Raw genomic sequence first — 23,365 nt, forward strand, 5'->3', positions numbered from 1 at the left:
GCGAACTGGAACGTGCCGCGTCATTCAAAGACAAGGTGCGCGCAAACCCCGATAATGTAAATGCAGGATTGCTGACCTACCCCGTGCTGATGGCCGCGGATATCCTGCTCCACCGGGCAACCAAAGTTCCTGTTGGCAAGGATCAGGAGCAACACCTGGAAATGTCGCGGACGTTTGCCAACCGCTTTAACCGGTTGTATAAGACGGAATACTTTGCGGAACCTTACGCCTTTTCTTTCAGCAGCAAACTGGTTAAAATACCGGGACTGGACGGCAAGGGCAAAATGGGTAAATCCGAAGGCGAAGCCAATGCGGTATACCTCTCCGACTCCCCCGAAGTGATCCGGAAAAAAGTGATGCGCGCGGTTACCGACAGTGGCCCTACGGAGCCGAACCAGCCGAAAGCCGACGCCATCCAGAACCTGTTCGACCTGATGGCCGTGGTTTCGAGTCCGGACACCGTGCAGCATTTTAATGAACAGTATAATAACTGTACCATCCGCTATGGCGACCTGAAGAAACAGCTGGCAGCGGATATGATTGCCGCTACCGAACCGGTTCGCACACGCATCCATGAAATTTCAAACGATAACGACTATATTAGCAATGTAATCCGTATGGGAAATGAAAAGGCGCGGGAAAGCGCCCGGAAGACCCTGGCAGAAGTACGCGAAATCATTGGATTCAGGAAGTTTTAACATGCATATTGCCATTGTAGGAAATATCGGTGCGGGGAAAACCACGCTTACCCAACTGTTGGCCAACCACCTGAAGTGGGAACCCCAGTTTGAGGCAGTGGACGACAATCCGTACCTGGAGGATTTTTACAGCGACATGAAGCGCTGGGCATTCAACCTGCAGATTTATTTCCTCAACAGCCGGTTCCGCCATATTGTACAGCTGCAGCAGAAAGACATCAACATCATCCAGGATCGGACCATTTATGAGGATGCGTATATTTTCGCGGAGAACTTATACGATATGGGATTGATGAGCGCCCGCGATTTCGAGAATTACAGCGGTATTTTTGAAAGCATCGTTTCATATATTAAACCACCCGACCTGCTGATTTATCTCCGGGCTTCGGTACCGACGCTGGTGGATAACATCCAGACGCGCGGAAGGGAATACGAGGCGAATATCCGCCTCGACTACTTATCCAAGCTCAATGCAAAATATGAAAAATGGATCACGAATTATGCGTCCGGCAAGTTGCTAATCTTAGACAAGGACAAGCTTGATTTTGCCAACAAACCGGAAGACATGGGCTACGTGCTTCAAAAAGTAGAAGCCGAGCTGTTCGGTTTATTCTGATCCCTTATCCCCTATTACCATGTCTGCTATCATCGGTATCATTCCCGCCCGTTATGCATCTTCCCGTTTTCCGGGGAAGCCGCTGGTTGATATTGCCGGTAAGAGCATGATCCGGCGGGTCTATGAGCAGGCACGGCTAAGCAGGGCGCTCGATGAGGTCGTTGTGGCAACGGACGACAGTCGCATTTTTGACCACGTAAAGGCATTCGGCGGTCGCGTGATGATGACCGCAGCCGCACACCAGAGCGGGACAGACCGTTGTGCCGAGGTGGTGGCGGCCCACAAGGGGTTCGACCTGGCGGTCAATATTCAGGGGGATGAACCGTTCATCCATCCCGATCAGCTTGACCTGCTGGTCAGCTGCTTAACCAAACCCGGCGTACAGATTGCTACCCTGATTAAAAAAATCACGACAAGTGAAGAGTTATTCAACACCAATTCCCCGAAGGTAGTGGTTGATGCGAACGGCCGGGCGCTTTATTTCAGCCGGCAGGCCATTCCGTTCCAGCGCGGCGTGCCGCCGGAAGACTGGCTGCAATCCCACAGCTATTTCAAACACATCGGGATTTATGGCTTCCGGACCAACATACTCGCACAGCTTACCGCGCTGCCTGTATCCTCGCTGGAGGGTACGGAAATGCTCGAGCAATTGCGCTGGCTGGAAAACGGATACCCGATCCAGACCGCGGAAACAACCCATGAAACCATTGGCATTGACAATCCGGAAGATGTGGAGCGGGTTTTAAAAATCCACTACGGAAAGCATTAGTCTTCAGTAGTCACCCGATTACCGCAGCAGGTTGAGACTGCCTTTCAGTGCAGGGTATTCATTTCCCAGATCAATTAAGAAGTAATAAGCGCCGACCGGCAGGTTGGTACCCCGGTATTGTCCGTTAAACGGTGCATCCGTGCTCCTTCCTTCATATACCAACTGCCCCTGCCGGTCAAACACCCGGACAAGGGCACGGGTATAACGTTCGAGCCCTGCGGGAAACCAGGTATCGTTATAGCCATCACCATTCGGACTGAAAGTATTTGGAATACCCAGGTCGTCGCCGTTGAAGGTATTTACGGTAATCGGTTCCGTAAGGCTGCGGCACGCGCGGGCATCCACCACTTCGAGCACGTATACATCCGCGGGTATACCCGACAATTCCGCTTCATTGCCTACCAGCTCGCCGGCAGCATTATACCAACTGTAAGTATATGGTGCTGTGCCGCCGACAACCGCTATCCCACCGATTGCGCCACTGTTGGAATCACGGGCGACGTCTTGTACATACATGGCCGTCGTATTGAGCGTCAGCGGGACAGCTTCTTCCAGTCGGAATTCCCGCGGGTCAGGGACCTCACAGCCCGCTTCGTTGATCAACATCAGCCGGTAAATACCCGGCACCAATCCTTCCACCCGTTGGCCACTGCCTACCTCCGTGCCGTTGCTGTCCAGCCAACGCCATGCAGCCGGTCGTACTGTTTCATTCCCCCAGTCGATCTCCAGCACACCATCGTTCCCGATACAGGAAGGCTGTTCCGTTGAAACCGCATATTCAGGAAATACCACTTCTTCCTGTGCTACCAGATACCAATCGGAAAGCGCCATGCACTCCTCATCAGCAGTAACCAACAGGCGATAACGGCCTACCGGCACATCCGTTAATTCAAGGGCATTGCCCACCACTTGTCCGGTTTCGTCCTGCCATTCGTAGCTAATAGCCCCCTCGACCACCAGGCCGGTGATGCTACCCAAGGTAACCCCATCACAGCTTACAGGAATGATCTCCAGCGACTGCTCGTCGAACTGCGGTATGCCGATTTCCTGGACATCAACGAATGCCGCCCAAATCGTGTCGCAATCGGTATCACCCACAAGCGCTAGCCGGTATGTTCCGCCATTGGTAATATCGTGCAGGTCTGACCCCTCACCCACCTCTGTTCCCCGTTCATCCAGCCAAAGGACCTCCAGTCCTTCCATACCGGAGAGGCTGATACCGGTGATCTGTCCCGGACCATCGCAGGTAACGTGCTCCACCTGCATGGCCGACAGATCGGCCCGTGGCCCTTCAATGGTTACTTCATACTCGCCATAACAATTTTCGGAGATATACGCCCGGAGAAAATACGTTCCCGGCGGCACGTCGCGCAAGGGTAATGTCCCCCCCGTTCCGGACGGTCCTATCGGATTGTTCGATTCATCAAACCATTGCAGTCTGATAATCTCATGATTTCCGGTTGCAACCTGATAGTAAGTTGAGACTACCCGGAGGTTTTCGACGCGACCAACCGGCGCTCCGCATTCGGCGGCAATTACCCGTATATCTTCAGTATAGAACCGCCACTCCGGCAGGTGCAATTCATAATTTTCAAAAGTCATCGAACTGTTTCCATTACGCAATATACAGGTATATTTACCCGGGCCAAGGCCTTCGATTCTAGGTTCGGGGCCGCTTTGTAAAAGCCTTCCTTCTTCATCATACCATTCGATCTGCAACGTATTAATGTAATTGATTACTTCGATAGCCCCGTTGTCCCCTTCGCAGTCCGGGTGAGTCAGTATAAAGTTATCGCGGTGTTCGGCGTATTTATTCTCGAAGCCCACCTGTGTATAAGCAGATGATTGATTGCCTACCACGGCATTGGCGGTAAAGCGGCGGTCGGAAAAATCGCCGCGGATCTCCCAATTGCCGTTGGCATCTGCCGTGGTTTTTCTGAAGAACGTGACCGGACTTGTAATTTCGCAATCCGTATCGTCGTCGTAGATGTAAATCTCGGCATTCGGGGAAGCGACACCCCCGAATACACTAGGGCTATTTTCCAGCACTTCGATGGTCGGATATGTCGCCTGAGTCCAGAATGGATAGTAGACACAGTCGAAACTGTTTTTACGCACCGCTGCCACACCGGTAATCCCTGCGCCGTCGTGGGTAAAAGTATTAACGTCTGCGGCCTCATCCGTACCGATCTCCACGAATACCTGGTCCGGCGGCACATTGGTCTTGATTTCCAGCCAACCGATATTTTGATTGCCATATATGCCGATATCCTGGTAACTGTTATCCAGCTGAAGAAAATCATCATATAACTGGTTATCCCGGAACACGCCCGATTCGCTGTTGTTAAGCTGGGCACCGGACCGGAATTCGTTATTTTCCACGGAGAAACCGTTCAGCTGGAAACGTGTACCGGCACCTACCCGGTTGCCCTGGTCTGGCGACGCGCCGCCAAACAACACGTCCGACCCGGTGATGCGCAAGGCCATCGTTTCCGAATTCCCCCGGTTTTCATCGCCATTGGTATTTATGCCGATCCAATTGGACTGCACGGTAACGCCCGTCGGTGTACCTGTTTGACCCTGCTGAATATTGATGTGGACAGAGTTGTCGTCGAACACGTTGCCCATTCCCGGTTTTCCGATGATTATCGCGCTGCCCCTTGTCACCTGGATGGCGTAATAAGAAGCGTTATTGGATTCCTGGCCGTACAACGTGTGAAACCCGGTGATGTAGAGCCCGTAAATCTCAACATGATCGGCGTTCACAACACTTAGCGCCCCTGCATTATCATTGGTGTAGACGCCAATACGGGGCGCAATCCGTACTTTGGCGTCGCTGGCACCGAATGGATCACCCGGCTGCGAGGTACCGTCGATGATTACATTCGACGTGACATCCGGCAATTCACTATCCAGCAGGATCGTCCGGGCCTCCAACGATCCGCCGGGCAAATTGAATAAAATCCGGTCCTGTTCGCTTGTCCCGTTAGCCGACGCCCGCAACAGTGCATCCCGAAGTGTGCCGGGCCCGCTATCGGCATTATTGGTTACGATAAAGTCCGCTGCATACACGGATAACAGGCAACCCATCAGCAAACCGGCCAGCAGGGCCAGCGTCCGGAAACAGAATATGGAGGTGTTTCTCATGGTGTTCAAAACAAGATCTGCGGACAATACACTTTAAAGCGGTTGTTTAGCAATAGTCCCAATACGATCTCGTGGCTGCCATGCGCCAGTGTACGTATCGGTCCCGTATTGAAATCATAGGAATAGCTCAAGTTCAGCAATGAGCTGATATTGAACCCCGCCATTGCCGAAAATGACTCATGATTGCGGTAACCGCCACCTACCCACAGCCGGTCACGAAATGCCAGTTTTACGTTGTAGTCACCTACCATAGGCAATCCCGCAAGCGACTTGAACAATACCGAGGGCACCACCGCCATGTCATCTCCCAGATGTATCTTGTAGCCCGCCATCAGATAGAACTGCTGCGCCGGTGCATCCCGGCTCACCGCGCTCCCGGACAGCGCCAGCGGATTACCCACCAGCTGCAGCGCCGACAGCCCAAGAAAAAACCGGGCGCCATATAGCCAAAGACCGACTCCGAGGTCGGGTGAAATCCGGCTCTCCGCATACTGTCCAAGAATGGGGTCGCCTGGTGTTTCCGTTGTTACCCCACTTGCATCGAACCGCACCTGGGAAATTCCCCCATTGATTCCGGCGGAGAGATTAATCGTTTCCGCTATCCGTAAATGGTAAGCATAACCCAGTTGTGCATCGGTGCGTCGGAACTGTCCAGCACGATCATATTGCAGGATTACCCCCAACCCGTGATGCGGCTCCGAAGCCCGGTAACGGTGGGAATACCCGCGACTGTAGGGGTTGTACCCCCCTTCGGGAAACGAATTGGCCCCGTCCTGGATATGGTTGTTTCCAATCGGCATATTTCCCGACAGGTATAGCGTCTGTGGCGCTCCTTCTACCTCCTGCCATTGGCTTCGCACCCCTGCCTTTACATCGACATACCGCTCAATGCCCGCCACTGCCGGATTGATCAAAAAGCTATTGAACAGGTACTGCGTATACTGTGGCTTCTGTTGGGAATAAACATGTACGGTAATGCATAATGCAAGTAATATCAGGCCAGTTGTTCGATGGCGCATAAATAGGTTTACTTGTTAGTCAACAACAAGTATAGTCAAAATATCTCTGACAATCAAGTAGGTAAAGGCAAAAACAGCCTCCCCGACCTGCCGGTTAAAAACATGGCGGGTGGGGAGGCTGGATCAATAGGATGATTTTCGGCTACAAACTTCCTGCGGTCAGAATCTGTCGGAAGTTTTTTACGCTTTGAGCAACGTCTTCGGTATTATTTTCCCAGTTATATTCGTACTCAGCGGAGATATTACCCTTGAAACCCTGGCGTTTCAGCTCAGCGATAACCCCCGCTACATTGCTGACCCCGGTTCCCCAGTGTACGTCGTGGGTTTCAGGCGACTTTGCCTCCAGGTCCTTAAAGTGTACGCTCTTCACATGGCCTTCCAGTTGTTTCAGGCACGCTACCGGATCCAGTCCGGACCGCACCCAGTGCCCGATATCGGCGCAGGCACCAACGTAATCGCTATTCGCAGTTGCCACAGCGGCCAACACAATTGACGGATTCCAGTACGGTGTCGGGTTGGGGTGATTGTGGATACCTACTTTTATCTTATATCGGGTGGCGAGCTGTCCTACCAGCGGCAGGAATTCCTCCTTGGGTTCGGAATTGATGGTCTGGATACCCATGGCATCGGCAAAGGCAAACAGCTGTTTCCATTCCGCTTCGGTATTTCCGTTAACCACGCCAAAAGCAACCAGTTTCACGCCTTTCTTCCGCAATTCCTTTAAGATAGCCTTTTGCGTAGCAGCATCCATTTTATAATCAAATTTACCCGCTATTCCGCCGCCGAGTTCCTGGCCGTTATAAGCCTCAACGGATTGCAGGCCGGCGCTTTTAGCCTTATCCACCGCTTCAAAAAAGGTAAACTCCTTAAACGTATACGTCTGCGCCGAAAGGCTCCAGCCTAATTTTTTCTCGGGATAGGATTGGCCTTTTACATGGGATACCGGCAATGCCGCCACCAGTGCAAACAGCACGAGGGCGCCGATTTTTTTTGTTAGGTAATGTTTCATGGTTTATACTGATTTAATTACAACATTGATTCGTTGGAAGATTACCGGTGTAGCTCATAATGAAAATCCCGTACCGATCCGCGCAGCCGTTGCCGCTGTATTTCCGTCAATCCCCGGGCTGTTTTCCCTGCGTCAATGGCTTCGTCGAGCTGAGCAGGTGTCCGGATGCCAAGCGCGGCGGTTGCCACTGCCGGATGGCTCCATATATAGCGCAGGGCAACATCCAGACTTGAAACGCCAATTTCGCGTGCTATGCCCGCTACCGCTTTTGCTGCCCGTGCGACCTCACTTTCGGTATATTGCAAGTAACTGACTGCTGTTTTTCCTGTCAGTAATCCCTGGGCAATAGCCCCGCGGGAAATCACGCTGATCTGATGTGCTCCGAGCAGATCCAGCACTGATTCCTCAGGCCGGTGATCCAGCAGGCTGTACTGCATCATCACGCTGACGATATTAGCACGTTCGATATACTCCCGGATTACATTCGGCCGGATGGAGGAAATGCCATACCAGCGGATTTTTCCCTGTTGCTTAAGCTGCTCAAAGGCTTCAATGGTTTCATCGATCGGATCGTCAATCGTGCCACCGTGCAGCTGGTAAAGATCAATATAGTCCGTTTTAAGTCGCTTAAGACTTTGTTCGGCACATTTCAGGATATAGTCTTTACTTGGATTCCAGTCCCAGACACTGCCATCTGCCCGCCATTGGTTACCCGCCTTGGTTGCGATAACCACCTGCTTGCGGATGGGTTTCAGTGCCTCCCCGACATAGGCCTCGTTAAGTCCCTTCTGATAAAGGTCGGCTGTGTCAAAAAAGTTAATGCCGTGATCGGCCGCTTTCAGTAGCATATCGGTGTTTGCCTTCTGGTTTTCTCCCAAAGACATGCATCCGAATGCTACCGGACTGATATATAAATCCGATTTACCGAGCTGGTTCATTTATGGGTTCCGCAATAGCAGGTGCCTCCGCGGCACCTTTTTTTACAGTGATCAATTCAATATCAAAGATCAGCGGGCTGAATGGCGGAATATCCGGTCCGGCCCCCTGTTCGCCGTATGCCAATTCATAAGGTACGTAAATGCGATAATGCGCTCCCGCCGTCATCAGTTGCAGGCCCTCCTGCCAGCCCGCGATAACCCGCCCCAGTTCAAACGTTACCGGTTCACCGCGGTCATAGGAGCTATCAAAGACCTTACCGTCACTCAGCTCGCCGCGGTAATGTACGGTCACGGTGTCCGCGGGTGTCGGCTTTTCTCCCGCTCCTTCCCGGACCACTTCATATTGCAGTCCGGATGCCGTCGTCTTTACGCCTTCGCGCCTTCCATTGCTTTCCATGAATGCATCCGCTTCTCCTTTAAGCCGGCCATCCAGCTGTTCCTTGGCTTCCGTAACCGTGCGAACAATCAGCTCGCGTATTAGGTCAGCATCAAAACCGGTTTCCTCGCCGGCAAGTGCCGCGGCGACCGCTTCGGCCATCACTTCGGTATTCACCTCTTTGATTCCGGTACGTTTCAGGTCCTCACCGATTGACACCCCAAAGGCATAGGCTACCGAATCCGCATGATTTGTTAACGGGGTCTTGGCGGCTTGCTGCGCAACGGCCACGCCAACATTTAAAAGTGCCGCAAAGGCAATAACGATACTGCTAAATCTCATGTTAATTTCTGTTTATACGGCTTATTTACCGTGTCAAATATACACACTGCCTTTATTTTTGGACGTGTCTTTTATTTAAATCCGGCAAAAATGCAGCCGTTATCCCAATAAGCGGTAAAAATGCGCAGATATGATATACATAGTCAATTCCTTTTGTGTCGGCAATCTGGCCAAGAACGGCAGAACCGATACCGCCCATACCGAACGCAAACCCGAAAAACAACCCCGAGACCATCCCGACATTACCAGGCAGTAATTCCTGTGCGTATACCAGAATAGCCGAAAATGCCGAGGCAATGATCACGCCGATGACGAACGAGAGCACCACCGTCCACAATAGGCTGGCATAAGGTAGCGCCAGGGTAAACGGGGAGGCGCCCAGGATGGAAAGCCAGATCACGTATTTGCGCCCGATGCGGTCGCCCAGTGGCCCGCCAATCATTGTTCCCGCCGCTACGGCGAAAAGGAAGATAAACAGGTACACCTGGGACTCCTGTACAGATACGCCGAATTTATCGATCAAGTAAAATGTATAATAGCTGGTGAGGCTGGCGAAATAAAAATACTTGGAAAAAATCAAGATCAGCAGCACGGCAATGGACAGGACGACTGTTCGGCGGGGCAGTGTCTGCTGTATCACCACTTCGACCTTATTCTTGCGCAGGATATAGTTACGGATGGATTTGGGTTTATACCATTTTCCGATGCGGTAAAGAATAATGATTGCCACTAATGCAGCAATGGAGAACCAGGCCACATTAAACTGCCCGAATGGGGCGATCAATGCAGCGGCCAGCAGCGGACCGATGGCACTGCCGGCGTTTCCCCCTACCTGAAAAAGCGACTGAGCGAAACCCCTGCGGCCGCCTGAGGCAACATACGCCATACGGGATGCTTCCGGGTGAAACACGGAAGACCCCACGCCTACCATTGCAACAGACACCAATAGCCATGCAAAGCTCGGCGCAAACGCCAGCAGGATCAACCCGATGAGGCTGAACCCCATGCCCAGTGGCAGCGCATAAGGGTACGGTCTCCGGTCGGTCAGCACCCCAACGACCGGCTGCAAGAGCGATGACGACAGCTGGAATACCAACGTGATCAACCCGATCTGGGAAAAGCTTAACCGGAATGAATCCTTGACAAGCGGATAAATGGATGGAATCAGGGACTGGATGGTATCGTTGAGCAAATGGGAAAAACTCAGCGCAAACAATACTGCATATATGGTTGGGGAAACTTCCTTCGATATAACTGACTCTTCTGATTTCATGTGTACGGATTCAACGGAACGCAAAGCTACAAAATCTTTCATTCAAAGACTTTTTTTCCGGAAATTGGTGAGGAACCGGTGTCTTACGAACGAAGGAATCCGGCATACCACCGACCGGAATCCTTGATAATACGCTGTTGTGTTTCCGCATTTACGTGTACCAGGCCGAACCGCGGGAAATAGCCCTCGGCCCATTCAAAATTATCGGTAAGCGTCCATGCGAAATAGCCATGTACGTTCAGGCCCTCCTGTCTGGCACGGAGCACCTGCGCCAGGTTGGCTTCCAGGTATTGCTGCCGCAATGGATCGTGGACACGTCCGTCCGCCACCTCGTCGGGAAATGCTGCACCGTTCTCCGTAATGTAGATACGCGGAACATTGGTATAGGCGCTGAATTTGCTGATCATTTCGTAAATAGCCTGCGGATATACTTCCCACCCCATTTGGGTAGTCAATGCAATGCCGCGGTTCCGGGGGGGTACCAGCCGGGCGCGCAGGTAGGGCACGATCCACGCATGCCGCACGACCTCCCGGGTATAATTCTGAAGGCCAATAAAGTCAAAGGTAAACGGCAGCTCCTTTTCATCGTTAGGCTGCATATACGCCTCGATCCCCTGCAAGGCTTTAAGATCGGCCACCGGATACCCCAATCCAAGGATGGGTTCGATAAACATCCGGTTAATCAACGCATCGGCTCTTATGGCCGCTTGTATATCCCGTTCCCGATTGCGCAGGGGATGCACGCTGGAGCAGGAAAAAGTAGTACCGACCATTGCCTGCGGCAGTGCCGAACGGAGCACCCGGCCTATCCTGCCCATGGCCAGCGTGGCGTGATGGGCTGCGGGAAAGAAATTCCGCAGTCCGGTAAGTCCAGGAGCATGCACCCCGAAAAAGTAACCGGCCCCGGTAAACACCGCCGGTTCATTGAGTACCATCCAATGCCGCACCCGATCACCGAATCTTGTTGCCGCACAGGCCGCATAGTCTTCCAGCCAACCGACGACATCGCGGTTAGTCCATCCGCCGCGGTCCTGTAATCCCTGCGGGAGGTCCCAATGGTAAAGGGTGATCCAAGGAGTTATGCCGCGTGCTAAGCAGGCATCGATCACCCGGTTATAGAAATCAATGCCCGGCTGATTCACTTTTCCAGTGCCCTGTGGCATTATACGGGGCCACGATAATGAAAACCGGAAATTCGGGATATTCATTTCCTGGATCAGGTCAATATCGCCGGCGTACCGCTGGTAAAAATCACACGCCGTACGGGCATGGTCACCGTTCTTTATTTTTCCCTTTCGCGCGGTGAAGGTGTCCCAGATGGACGGGCTCCGGCCGTCTGTAGTGCAGGCGCCTTCGATCTGAAACGCTGCGGAAGATACCCCCCACTGGAAATCGGCACCGAAATCGCTGCTAACCATTTGATAACAGAGGGGTTATTGCATGTGTATCCAGCAATTTATCAACAATCGCCTGCGTACAATCGGGGTAGTCTACCCGAGCAGTCACTCCACTGTTCAACCAGGTTTCAATAGCGACGTCATTTTTTGGTTTGAGGTTCTTGATAACTGGCACACCCAGCTGTTCCAGTGCCGCGGCATTGAGGTGCTGTTCATATTGGTTTTTCATCGGCACAACCAGTAATTTCTTCTGCAAAAACAGCGATTCCGCAGGTGTTTCAAATCCAGCTCCGCACAGCACACCCGCAGCGTCGGCCATGCTTTTAATGAATGCCTCATTGGCAATGGGTTGAACATGTACGTTGCGCAGCGTAAACGGTTTCCGGTTATGCTTGGAAAACACTTGCCAGTGGATATCGGGGAACCGCATCAGGTGCTTAATCAATCGCGCATCATCGTAGGCGGGGAGATAAACCGTATAATGCTCACGGTCATGCACATCGAGCTGACGCACCTGCTGGCGGATTACGGGCGTGAATATCCGTTGATTATAAGCCTTGAAATGGAACCCGTAACTGATGGAAGTAGGTGCGTAATTGCGCATGATCAGCTTGCCCATTACATCCGCATCCTTGGGTTTCGGCGACTGCGGATCAAGTGCGGCTGCCTGGTGGCTTAAGCCAACACACGGTTTGTCTTTGATGTGGCAGGCCCACGCGGATATCGGCTCGAAATCGTTGATAACAAGATCGTAGTCCGCAATCGGCAGGGAGTTGACTTCCTGCACCAGTCGGCGAACAGTAGAACTCATGAACGTTTTCCAGAGGTCGACCCCTCCGGATTTCCCAAAAATAAAACTTAGACCATGCATCCGGTACTTCACCGGAAACGGAAGCTGCAGGTCTGCCTGTATGCCGCTTACCAGCACATCCACCGTAGCACGCCGTTGCAGGCAGGGCACGACATCCATTGCTCTGCTTAAGTGGCCATTACCGGTACCCTGTACCGCATATAGAATTTTCATCGATCAGATAGTAACAAGAGCCGACACAAACTTAGAGCCTGTTTAAAATTTATCTCATTGTTTTTTTCATGATTCCTTTTGGCTGCAACCTCGTTGGGTTTTCTCGGAATAGGCTTCCGGCTATTCCTGCGAAACCCGCCTCGTTTCGCTCAAAAATAACCTATAAAAAATTTAACCATACAAATTTAAACAGGCTCTTATGCACTTCAAACTTAGCAATCTAAAGTTAAAAAAGCAGCTGTAAATTAAAATCCTTTCAGTGCCTGAAGGCCGACCGCAGAAAACGGAGCATAAAACGGCTTCCCAACCGATGAAGCAACGTGACTAAATATCCCATCGTGTCCTGTTTTATTGTGTTACAGATCAAACTATAAAGCCGCAAGGACGGCATTGGCGGTTACCTAATCATTAAAAACACATGAAGAATTTGTTATCATGGACGAAAACCCCTATTTTCATGGAATGAACCGCCTATTCCTGCATGTTTTCTTATTGATGGCTGTGCTATTACTTTCCGCCTGGGGTTTTCATGCACATAAGCTGATCAACCGGATGGCTGTCTTCACCTTGCCGGCCGATGTTTCCGGATTCTACAAGAATCACCTGAACTATATCACCGAACACGCGGTAGATGCGGACAAACGCCGTTACGTAGATACCCTGGAAGCGGCGCGGCATTTCATCGATGTGGACCAGTACGGAGACCGGCCGTTTGACAGCATACCCGTACACTGGACAGCCGCTGTGAACCGGTTTACGGAACAACGCCTCTTTGCCTCCGGCATACTGCCCTGGCAGATTAGCCGTACTTATTACCGCCTGGTACGTGCATATAGCGAAAAGAATCATTTGCGGATTTTACGTTATTCGGCCGACATCGGACACTATATTGCCGACGCCCATGTACCGTTACATACCACAAGCAACTACAACGGGCAGCAGACCAATCAGGTTGGCATTCACGCGTTCTGGGAGAGCAGACTGCCGGAGCTTTTTACGGAGGAATACGATTTTCTTGTCGGCCGTGCGCACTATGTGGCATCGCCGGCAGCAGAAACCTTGCGGATTGTTGAGGAAAGCTTTCTATTGGTTGATTCGGTACTGGCCATCGAAGCGCGGCTTCACCAACAATTCCAGTCGGATTGGAAATATGGTTATGTGACCCGTAACGGCGTATTGATGCGTACCTACTCCGAAGCCTATTCAAGGCATTACCACGACGCGCTGTCTGGTATGGTCGAAGACCGCATGCGGGATGCCATCATACGTACAGGTAGCTTCTGGTATTCCGCTTGGATTGATGCCGGACAACCCGACATCCATGATTTACCAGCGCTGCCAACGGAAACGGATACCGCAGCTACAACCCTCCGGTCGAAAATGCTGGGCCGCGAAGAATGGCATTAAATGCATTAATCAGTCGGTAACGTGCTATTGTGCGACAGCGGCTAAAATTGCTATTGCCTTTTCCAGCTCTGTGGGAGACAGGCTTCCAAATCCCAATCGGATACCGCAATGTACATTCGACTGGTATAACAGATGCCGGGGCAGGTAAAGATCATTTTTCAAACATTGCTGCTGTAACTGCATGAGATTTGTGCTATGGGGCCATTTTGTCCAAATGGCTAAACCGCCGTCAGGTATGGCAAAATCCACGCGATCTCCCAGCTTCATGGCTAGCATTTGCACCGTCCGATTGCGCCGTTCCCGATACAGCTGAATGGATTTTCTCAGATAGCGGTGAATTTCGCCATCGGCTATTAGTTCCCCTAACGCCAGTTCGGTGAGTACATCGCCATAACGATCCAATATGCCCAGCAGTTTATCCATCTCCCGGATCAACCCCGCCGGCGCTACAATAAAACCCGACCGGAATCCCGATGCCAGCGATTTACCGAATGCCCCCACATACACCACCATACCACCGGTGTCTGCACTCACCATTGGCAGCAATGGACTTCCGTCATAATGGAAATCATAATCGTAATCATCTTCCAAAATGATGAACCCATATTTCATCGAAAGATCGAGCAGCGCTTCCCTCCGCTCGGCACTCAGGGTTACGGTAGTTGGATAATGATGATGGGGCGTGAGGTAAAGCATGCGGAATCGATTCCGTTTGAACAGTGTTTCAACCGCATCCACATCTACGCCTTCCTCGTCGATCGGAACGGTCAGTATAGTCGCGCCAGCGCGCTGAAAAATCATATTGGTCGCAAAATAGCTGAGTTCAGCCACCACCACGATATCACCAGGGGTAAGCAGTGTCTCAGCTACGATATACACCCCCAACTCCAGACTCCTGGTTACGAGCAAGTTATTTGTTGATATACGAAGTCCGCGGGTGAGATTTAGAAAATTCGTCAGATTCTCTTGATAATAATTACTTGTTCCGCGCTGATTGTAGCCCAGCTTGGCACGGTTTCCCCGGCGTTTCATATTCGTATGCAACAACCTGGACAGGTAGTCGGTATGGGAGAGTCGGGGATCCGGCAAACCGTCATCGAAATTATAATTTGCATTTCCCTGGCCTAACGGATTGTCCAATAACGTCCATGTCCGGTAGGGGAATCCCGTCTGTGCCGGATAAGCCGAACTTTCCCTACCCCCCGGCGGATGGAGCCTTTTAGGTTTGTCGGGTTTCTTATTCCGTATGAGGGCACCGCTGTTCGGGCGCACCGTAATCCATCCCTGCGTTTCCAGCTCTGCATAGCTGGCAACTACCGTATTGCGGTGCATACCCAATAGCTTAGCCATCCGCCGTGTACCGGGTAGTTTTAACCCGTCAACAAGGTAACCTTGTTGAATCGCGTCGATCAACTGATGCGCTACCTGGAGGTAAACAGGTGTGGACGAGTCACGATCCACAGATATAAAACGCTGGTATGGCACTAAAACCGGACTACCCATAAAATGAAAACTGGCCTATCACGATATACCGGCAAGATACGACTTTTGTGAAAATTTGAAACATGAAGTTATTTTTAGAAAAAAGAAGTGTCGTTATTGCGGTTTTCTTGGCTTTCCTTCCCGTCTATCTGTTATATACGCAGCCAGCATATGCGCAGCGTGATTCGTCAGAAAGGTTTGTTACGTCGTTGAAAAATGCCGATTCCATATCCTTACAGGAAGTTGTCATTTCCGAAAACCGGCTACAGATACCTTTCACCCAGCAAAACCGCAATATCCAGGTGATTGACCGAAAGCAGATTGATGCCTTGCCCACCCGGTCTATCAATGAGCTACTCAGTCATATCGGCGGGGTTGACCTTCGGCAGCGCGGTCCTTTCGGTACACAGGCAGACGTAAGCGTTGATGGGGGAACATTTGAGCAGACGCTCATTCTGCTCAACGGCATTAAGGTGCTCGATGCCCAAACAGCACACAACGGACTTAACCTTCCGATACCCACTGATGCCATTGAACGTATTGAAATTATCCGTGGGCCGGCTGCACGCATTTATGGCATCAACAGTCTCAACGGGGCGATCAATATTGTCACCCGCAAACCGCAGCAGCCAGAATTATCCGCGCATGCCTACGCTGGCACCGGATTCCAGCGGGACACAGCCGGTAACGGCGCGCTTTTCAACGGCAGGGGTGTGCAGCTTGGCGGAACCTATGCTACTGACCAGCAACAGCATTCTCTTTATGGTGGTCATGAGTCGGGTAACGGATACCGTTATAATACGGCGTTCCGTAATCACAAAGCCTATTACCAAGGCAATATCCGGACCAATGCCACCGACGCGCTGACCCTTATGGGCGGGTATGTATACAATAATTTTGGTGCCAATGGGTTTTACGCGGCGCCAGGTGACAGGGAATCGCAGGAGATCGTCCAGACAGCGTTAGCCGCGATTGGCTACCAAGCCCAGGTAACCGAGCGGTTTTCGTTGTCGCCACGCGTGAGCTACCGCTATGCTTATGATGATTATCGTTATTTTCGCAACGACCTGAGCCGTGCAAGAAGCCAGCACCATGGCCATGCCGTCAATACCGAAATTAACGGCACTTGGCACACCGCTGTCGGCGCTGTCGGCGTGGGCGCGGAAATGCGACGGGAAATAATCCGGAGTTCCAATATCGGCAATCATGATCGGAACAATTACGGTTTATATGCCGAGTTCAAAACCGAGCGGATCCGCAACCTGCTGCTCAACGCCGGTGTCTATGCCAATTATAACTCCGACTATGGATGGCAGGTGTTTCCCGGTATTGACCTGGGGTACCAACTCAGCCGGCAGTGGAAAATCGTCGCCCACACCGGTACCGGCCAGCGCATTCCATCCTTTACCGATCTTTATCTTGATCAGCGACCTGGTAATATCGGCAACCCCCTGTTACAATCCGAGCGCTCGTGGTATGCCGAGGGAGGCATTAAATACCGGCATGAGCGGCTCACCGCGCAGGCGACTTACTTTTATCGGAACGTAAACGATTTTATTGATTGGGTACGTGAATCAGCTGCGGAGCCCTGGCAGCCCTATAATTTTCAGCATAACCGCACACGCGGTGTTACGTTTTCCGGCAATTACCGGGTACTTCATGATGCGCGGGTAAACGTAATGGCCGGAGGTTCCTACACGTGGCTGTCACCGACATTTGATGGTAGTAATAATACGGGGGCGCTTTCCAAGTATGCCATCGAAAGCCTGCGTCATCAGGCAATCGCCAACCTGACTGTTGGGATCAGTCACTTTTCGGCCACGTTAGCCGGCCGTTTCAACCAGCGGATCAGTTACCGGAGTTATTTCCTGGGCGATGTGCGGCTCGCATATCAGTTCAAGCCACTGGGCATTTACCTGGATGCACAGAATTTGTTTGATATTACCTATATAGAAGCCGGAGCCGTCCCTATGCCCGGAAGATGGATGAGTTTAGGTGTGAAATGGGCAATTTAATTCGCGCATTTTAAGGTTGAGTCAGCGGCACAACAACGTAGCTGTGCTGTACCGCTGACTCTGCATGTTATTCTTTCTTTTCCAGCAACCGCCATACGACAGCCGCAACGATTCCGCCGACTATGGGGGCTACCATAAATAGCCACAGTTGGCTCAGCGCTTTTCCCCCGGCGAGTACGGCCGGACCGAAACTACGGGCCGGATTAACGGATGTTCCGGTAATTGGAATAGCCACCAGGTGGATCAGCGCCAGCGTAAAGCCGATGGCCAGTCCGGCCATGGTGCTGTTACCCCATTTTGAAGTAGTTCCGAAAATGACAAACAGGAATAAAAAGGTAAGCACGGCTTCCGTAAGAAAAGCAGCGCCGGTACCGTATTCATTCTGGTAACCTGCTCCCCAGCCGTTTGCGCCGAATGCCCACTCCCCCGGGGTAAATCCGGCCAGCTGCCCACTGAGAATCTGTTGCAGTACAAATGCACCAAGTAACGCGCCGATAAACTGGGCAACGATGTAAGCCACTGCGTCGCCGATCGAAATTTTGCCGCTTACCAGCATGGCAATCGTGATCGCCGGATTGATGTGGCACCCGGTTATGCCGCCAATGGCGTAGGCAAATACCACCACCGAAACGCCAAAAGCAAGTGCAATGCCCAGCAATCCCAATCCGGAAAGTCCCGCAAGGGTGTCTACCCCCGCCACCGCGGCGGCACCGCAACCGAATAGCACCAGACCAAAGGTGCCAACCAATTCGGCAACGAACTTAGTTGATGTTTTGATTTCCATAATTTTAGAAAAATTGGTTACCCAAACATAATGGTTTTTCCATTAATAATCAATAAAAAAAGCCGTGCTTCACAGCAGGGCTTTTACATTTAACCAAACCTAACAAATGATAAACTATTATCAAAAATCTTTGTTTCTTAATACCCTGCAATAGTAGGACATTATTATTATCAAGATGTTAAGGAGGTTTTACGATATTATCTTTATGCTGAGGCGTTCCGTTAAAAATTAAAACTATAACCGATGCTGAAATTCCGTCCTGGGCGTCTCAGTTGATAAATTTGGTCACCGGCATTAAATGCTTCGTATAGACTTTGCCGTTCGGCATCGAGAATATTTTCAACTTTCAGATTGATGGCACTCTTTTTTGCCGGCCCGAGTTTCTTGGTAAAATTAAAATTAAGGCTATTAAAGGGCTGTGCATATACATCTGCATTTCTGGAGAAGCCGATAACCTCCAATGTTCTGCCCTGTACATTGTAGAACAGTCCGGCTTCCACACCGTTCTCGACGTTGTTATAATTCAAACCGGCATTGATTAGGTAAGGCGACTGCCCCTGCAACGGCCGGGTGTTCTTGATCTCCTCTCCCTCACGGGCAAAAAACAACCGGGACTCATATTCATCCTTACCCATCTCTATAATCGAATTGACCACGGAAACATTCACGTTAAGGCTCAGATCGCTGAGCGACTCAGCGATAAACCCGAAGTTTTTACGGGCTTCTACCTCAATTCCATAGACATTCGCATAGGGTGCATTTCTCGAAATGAAATTATTTGGTGCGGCATCTGAAGACACCTGAAACTCAATCGGATTCCGGAAGTATTTGTAAAACCCACTGACGGCAAACAGTTGGGATTCGTCACCAAACAGTTCATATCGAAGATCCACATTATCAATGTATGTTGGCACCAGGTCCAGGTTTCCCAAGAACCGGGTATCGGTAAGGGGATCATAGATCTGCACAACGGAGAGTTCTTTGAACGACGGCCGGGCTGTCGTACGGGAATATGATAATCGCAGGTTACTGCCGGATGTCAGACTATAAATCAGGTTGGCCGAAGGAAACAGGTCAAGCCTATTGAGTGTCTGTTCGTTATCGTACCGGTCACCGCTGACATTTTCACCCGTAAAGAACGTCGTATACTGTTCCGCACGGATTCCGACAATGGCACGGAGTCTTTCCCAGGGCTTGAATTCACTGGAAACATAAAGCGCTCCGGTATGTTGCGTTGCGTCGTAGGTGTTGGTGGGCTGGAAGGTACTCCGGACATAAAAACCGGAATTAGTTTCAGGTGTCCAGATATTTTCCGGAAGCAGAATAGCATTCGGATCGCCATTTAAGCCTGAACTATTAAACGCCCTCGAATAAATGGAATAAAAATTAATGGAATAATCCCGTTGTTTATAGCTGTATAAACCGCCGAATTTTAACGAGGCATCCCGATTAAACAGTGACAGTTTTTTAGTAAAATCCACTTTTCCCACGGCATTTACTTCCTGTAAGTTCCGCCAGATACGGGTCGGCACACCGGCATCCGTCGAAATCCGGTAATTAGATCCCTCCCGGACAAAGGTGGTAGAGCGCACGTCCTTATCGTGAACCCGGGCCAGGGAAGGTGACACCTTCCATTCGGTCAAGAATGTAGCGTCTTCATTACTGTGCTTCCCGCTAAGCAGGATGTTGGATACGGACCGTTCACTGTAATCCAGGTTATGTTTGAATACCTGGTTGACATTGGATATGCGATTTACCTGATCGTAGATTGCAGCCCGGGTTTCACCATTCTGAATATGCAATAGGTTCAGGGCATATTTGGACAGTGTAGTTTTGTAATTGAGACCAAGCAGGCCCGACAGCAACACATTTTGTCCGCCAAGGTCACCCAACATGGTGCGGTCCGGCCGGAGTTCCGCATCAGAATCCGTTTGAAGTGCCCGCCAATAGAGCCCATTTTCGAAGCCCTGATAAAAGGTTGTTGTATTTTTATAGTTTAATGCGGCAATCACCCCCAGCTTATTGGCACCTACGGCATACTGATTGCTGAAATCCACACCCAAACTCAAGTCAGGCATGCTGTTGCGGCGTGAAGCACCCATTAATGGGTTAAATGAACGGGTGATACCGGGTAACGATGCATTGTTGGATCCTGTTGGACTGGGAATATTTAATGAAGGGTTAATGGGGATTGCCCGATCGCCGTTATCAAATCCCAAAAAATCGGTAGCACCGCCCTGATATCCCACATAGTTATTTTTAAAATGCATGTCCGGATTATAGCCGGCAGACAGTGAAACGCCCAATTGTTTTTGTGCAGGAATGTCCTTGGTGACAATATCCACAACACCGCCGGTAAAGTCGGCCGGGAGCTCCGCGGCGCCCGACTTAACTACCACGATATTTTCGAGGATATTGGTCGGAAAAATATCCATTTGTACCGTGTTCTTATCTGGGTCCAAACCGGGTATATCCATACCATTCAAAATGGATTTACTATAGCGGTCGCCCAAACCACGCACATATACGTATTTCCCCTCCTGTACCGATACACCGGGCACAGAACGCACCGCAGAGGCAATTGTACTAGCCCCTGTACGTTGAATGCTCTGGGAAGACAAGCCGTCCATTACTACACTTGCATTGCGTTGCATATTTAGCAACGATATTTCGGTGTTGCGGCGGGCGGACACGCTCACTACGACTTCCGCGAGTTCGCCGGCCGATGGAGACAGCGCAATATCGATCTCGACAGCCCGGCCCGATTCAACCGTTACCTCACTGATTTCCTTTACATCATAGCCTACGGACGAAAACCGCAGCGTGTAGGTACCTGGGCCAAGCCCCAAGGTGTAATCCCCCTCAAAGTCCGTACTTGTAGCTCCGTTGCCACCGACCACCTGTACACTTACACCCGCTAACGGCGAGCTGGAACTTTCCTCCAACACCGTTCCAGTTACACGGCCACCTTCCTGGGCAAACAGGAAAAATGGCATAGAAAACAGTGCACCGAGTAAAATATAAAAACCCCTATTCATCACAGTTTTACCTATTAAGTTTGTTAGATTTGGTATAAAAATGTCCATCTCCCGTTTGGTTTATGGAAGATGGACATGTATAAGTTTAGCTTATTAAATTAAAACGCACCCTGCGATTTCGTGTACGTCCAGCCAAATACTGAAAGGTCTGCACCAACCATTCCTTCTTCTACGGCAGTTACGTTATCAACGAATGCCTCGTTGGATACTGGTGTTGTTATCGGGTTACCGCCACTGTCCAACGTTGTGAACAGGTCAGCAACTGTTTTTCCGGCAGGCACGGCAATTTCCCATGAATCAAAGATGATTTTGCCGCTGTTATAATTTGCTGCTGTTGCGTTATCAGCAATATTCACGCTCGATCCGGCTGCATTGATGTTGAACATGTAGATGTTTTCCAACGTACCCATCGCCCGGCTACGGAAATCAGCCAGTAACTTTCCATCAAAATTGCCAGCATCTACCGTAATGTTGCGTAACGTGAACGAATTTTCCATACTGCCTTCAGGGCCATCGATTTCGAAGGCGCTTCCCGATTCCTCGGTCTGAATTACAAACGCATTGGAAATAGTTCCTGAGTAAGCTTGGTCTATATCAATGCCGTCGTCCTGCTGACCGTAGATCAACAGGTTTTCCACGCTGACAGTACCGCCGAAAAATTCAACACCGTCATCCAGATTTGAATAAATTTCAATGTTCTTGATGCTGGTAGCTGAACCCACGCCCCCTAAGGTTAAACCTTGGATTTCAGAGTCAGCTGCTAAAGCAACGCCACTGAAACGGATGGAAATATAGTCTAACTTGCTTCCACCTTCACCGGGAGCAAACTCGTCTACAGCGTCGGTACCGCCGTATGTTCCGTATGACAGATTATCGGGAATACCTTCGATTAATGCTGTTCCGCTGGCCGCACTTACCGAGATTGGCGCATTACCTAAAATAATAACACCACCCCATTTTCCGGCATCAGCAAGTTCCAGCGAGCTTTCTGTTTCGCCCGGCTTAATATCGTCATCAACAGAAGTGAAGATAATTGGTGCCTCAGCGGTGCCTTCGGCGAGCAGGCGCCCTCCTGGATCCACGATCAGCGCAGACGCCTGATCCAAATCGCCGGTTTCAGCTTTGATAAGCGTACCCGGTTCAATCGTCAACGTAATACCGTCATCAACTACCACTTTTCCGTCTAATACATAAATTTTATCCGCAGTCCAGGTTTCGTCTCCTTCAAGAATACCACTTTTGGTAATTACCTCTGCTTCGGGATCGGGACCGGGACCCGGCGTAACCGGATCGTCATCACTACAACCCGCAGCAAACCCCAGTGCAGCTACTGCCAGGAATGGTAAAAAAAGTTTTTTCATGACTTTCATTTTTAATGGTTTGAATTCCGTTATTTTTCTTCCACAAAGAAATTTATTTAGTATAAAGCCAACGTTCATATAAAATCAAGTTTTAATGAATTTAATGTTAGGTTAATGTAAATACCCTGAAAGGTATGGTGATCGTTGACCGGCCAAAATGGTACCCTTCGCCTTCCTTAATATCAATAAAGTTGCATTTGATCAATGCTAATGTCATCGGAATGGTTTAACTTGCGGACCTATTAAGACCGAATGCATACGATTATGCTTGAATCAGCTACGGACACGGTGGTACGGCTCCAGGAACTGACTTATCAATATACTTTGGGGGTATCTTTGCATTTTGCCGATCTGGAAATTCCGCGAGGACAGCATACACTGATATTGGGTGATTCCGGCAGTGGAAAAACAACCCTCCTGCACATATTAAGCGGTCTGCTCAAACCGACCAGTGGGCAGGTTACCATTGCTAATCAGGACATCTATCAACTTTCTACCAAACAGCTTGATCATTTCAGGGGACAGCGCATCGGCTTGATTTTTCAGGACGCCCACTTAGTCAAAAGCCTGACGGTAAAGGAAAACCTGCAGATTGCCCAGGGGTTCGCCGGTGCTCGTATAGACATCGGCCGGATCCGCGAAGTGCTGGATATACTTGATTTGTCCGATA

Annotated in this window: 18 protein-coding genes; 6 read left to right on the top strand and 12 right to left on the bottom strand. The window is 50.5% G+C overall.

Annotation, left to right across the window (positions count from 1 at the left end; all coding sequences use genetic code 11):
* The 3 genes from trpS to kdsB form a co-directional block, all read left to right on the top strand.
* The coding region (trpS, locus tag ABWO75_RS09235; RefSeq protein WP_353184814.1) for a tryptophan--tRNA ligase at positions 1-698 on the top strand (698 nt) is incomplete at its 5' end.
* Position 699: 1 nt separating this feature from the next.
* Positions 700-1,314, top strand: a complete 615-nt coding sequence (locus ABWO75_RS09240; RefSeq protein WP_257656916.1) for a deoxynucleoside kinase — start codon at positions 700-702, stop codon at positions 1,312-1,314.
* A 19-nt stretch (positions 1,315-1,333) separates the two neighbouring features.
* Entirely contained in the window at positions 1,334-2,083 is a 750-nt protein-coding gene (gene kdsB / locus ABWO75_RS09245) for a 3-deoxy-manno-octulosonate cytidylyltransferase (RefSeq protein WP_353184817.1), read from the top strand.
* Between the two features lie 18 nt (positions 2,084-2,101).
* Here the strand turns inward: kdsB and ABWO75_RS09250 are convergent, their stop codons facing one another.
* From ABWO75_RS09250 to ABWO75_RS09285, 8 genes are all read right to left on the bottom strand, one after another.
* Positions 2,102-5,230: a T9SS type B sorting domain-containing protein gene (locus tag ABWO75_RS09250; protein WP_353184819.1), complete on the bottom strand. Its 3,129-nt coding sequence runs from the start codon at positions 5,228-5,230 to the stop codon at positions 2,102-2,104.
* Positions 5,231-5,235: 5 nt separating this feature from the next.
* On the bottom strand, positions 5,236-6,249 hold the full coding sequence (locus tag ABWO75_RS09255; RefSeq protein ID WP_353184821.1) for a PorP/SprF family type IX secretion system membrane protein: 1,014 nt from the start codon (positions 6,247-6,249) through the stop codon (positions 5,236-5,238).
* Positions 6,250-6,391: 142 nt separating this feature from the next.
* Positions 6,392-7,258, bottom strand: a complete 867-nt coding sequence (locus ABWO75_RS09260; protein ID WP_353184823.1) for a sugar phosphate isomerase/epimerase family protein — start codon at positions 7,256-7,258, stop codon at positions 6,392-6,394.
* Positions 7,259-7,299: 41 nt separating this feature from the next.
* The gene (locus ABWO75_RS09265) at positions 7,300-8,196 is read right to left on the bottom strand and encodes an aldo/keto reductase (protein WP_353184825.1); all 897 of its coding nucleotides are present in this window, start codon (positions 8,194-8,196) and stop codon (positions 7,300-7,302) included.
* Positions 8,180-8,914: a BamJ family beta-barrel-assembly machinery protein gene (gene bamJ / locus ABWO75_RS09270; RefSeq protein WP_353184827.1), complete on the bottom strand. Its 735-nt coding sequence runs from the start codon at positions 8,912-8,914 to the stop codon at positions 8,180-8,182. The genes ABWO75_RS09265 and bamJ overlap by 17 nt, the downstream gene beginning before the upstream one ends.
* A gap of 52 nt (positions 8,915-8,966) precedes the next feature.
* Positions 8,967-10,187 (bottom strand): MFS transporter, encoded by a 1,221-nt coding sequence (locus ABWO75_RS09275; RefSeq protein WP_353184847.1) that lies wholly within the window; start codon positions 10,185-10,187, stop codon positions 8,967-8,969.
* An 83-nt stretch (positions 10,188-10,270) separates the two neighbouring features.
* Positions 10,271-11,605, bottom strand: a complete 1,335-nt coding sequence (locus tag ABWO75_RS09280) for a GH1 family beta-glucosidase (protein ID WP_353184829.1) — start codon at positions 11,603-11,605, stop codon at positions 10,271-10,273.
* On the bottom strand, positions 11,598-12,608 hold the full coding sequence (locus tag ABWO75_RS09285) for a glycosyltransferase family protein (protein WP_353184831.1): 1,011 nt from the start codon (positions 12,606-12,608) through the stop codon (positions 11,598-11,600). Before ABWO75_RS09285 ends, ABWO75_RS09280 begins: the two co-directional genes overlap by 8 nt.
* Positions 12,609-13,043: 435 nt before the next feature.
* Between ABWO75_RS09285 and ABWO75_RS09290 the strand changes: the two genes are divergently transcribed.
* Positions 13,044-14,015, top strand: coding sequence for a zinc dependent phospholipase C family protein (locus tag ABWO75_RS09290; protein ID WP_353184833.1), 972 nt, complete (start codon positions 13,044-13,046; stop codon positions 14,013-14,015).
* Positions 14,016-14,039: 24 nt separating this feature from the next.
* Here the strand turns inward: ABWO75_RS09290 and ABWO75_RS09295 are convergent, their stop codons facing one another.
* Complete coding sequence (locus ABWO75_RS09295) at positions 14,040-15,476, bottom strand: aminotransferase-like domain-containing protein (protein ID WP_353184835.1); 1,437 nt, start codon at positions 15,474-15,476, stop codon at positions 14,040-14,042.
* A 104-nt stretch (positions 15,477-15,580) separates the two neighbouring features.
* Here ABWO75_RS09295 and ABWO75_RS09300 point away from each other — a divergent pair, with 104 nt between their 5' ends.
* Positions 15,581-17,512 carry a TonB-dependent receptor plug domain-containing protein gene (locus ABWO75_RS09300; RefSeq protein WP_353184837.1) on the top strand — a complete coding sequence of 644 codons (1,932 nt, stop codon included), beginning with the start codon at positions 15,581-15,583 and terminating at the stop codon, positions 17,510-17,512.
* Positions 17,513-17,579: 67 nt separating this feature from the next.
* On the opposite strand, the gene ABWO75_RS09305 is transcribed toward ABWO75_RS09300, so the two are convergent.
* The 3 genes from ABWO75_RS09305 to ABWO75_RS09315 all read right to left on the bottom strand — a co-directional run bounded on the left by ABWO75_RS09305 (position 17,580) and on the right by ABWO75_RS09315 (position 22,773).
* Entirely contained in the window at positions 17,580-18,296 is a 717-nt protein-coding gene (locus tag ABWO75_RS09305; RefSeq protein WP_353184839.1) for an MIP family channel protein, read from the bottom strand.
* A 221-nt stretch (positions 18,297-18,517) separates the two neighbouring features.
* Positions 18,518-21,334: a TonB-dependent receptor gene (locus ABWO75_RS09310; RefSeq protein WP_353184841.1), complete on the bottom strand. Its 2,817-nt coding sequence runs from the start codon at positions 21,332-21,334 to the stop codon at positions 18,518-18,520.
* Between the two features lie 98 nt (positions 21,335-21,432).
* Positions 21,433-22,773, bottom strand: coding sequence for a right-handed parallel beta-helix repeat-containing protein (locus ABWO75_RS09315; protein ID WP_353184843.1), 1,341 nt, complete (start codon positions 22,771-22,773; stop codon positions 21,433-21,435).
* Between the two features lie 174 nt (positions 22,774-22,947).
* Between ABWO75_RS09315 and ABWO75_RS09320 the strand changes: the two genes are divergently transcribed.
* The coding region (locus tag ABWO75_RS09320; RefSeq protein WP_353184845.1) for an ATP-binding cassette domain-containing protein at positions 22,948-23,365 on the top strand (418 nt) is incomplete at its 3' end.

The sequence above is a fragment of the Parapedobacter lycopersici genome (assembly GCF_040395035.1).
Taxonomy (GTDB): domain Bacteria; phylum Bacteroidota; class Bacteroidia; order Sphingobacteriales; family Sphingobacteriaceae; genus Parapedobacter; species Parapedobacter lycopersici_A.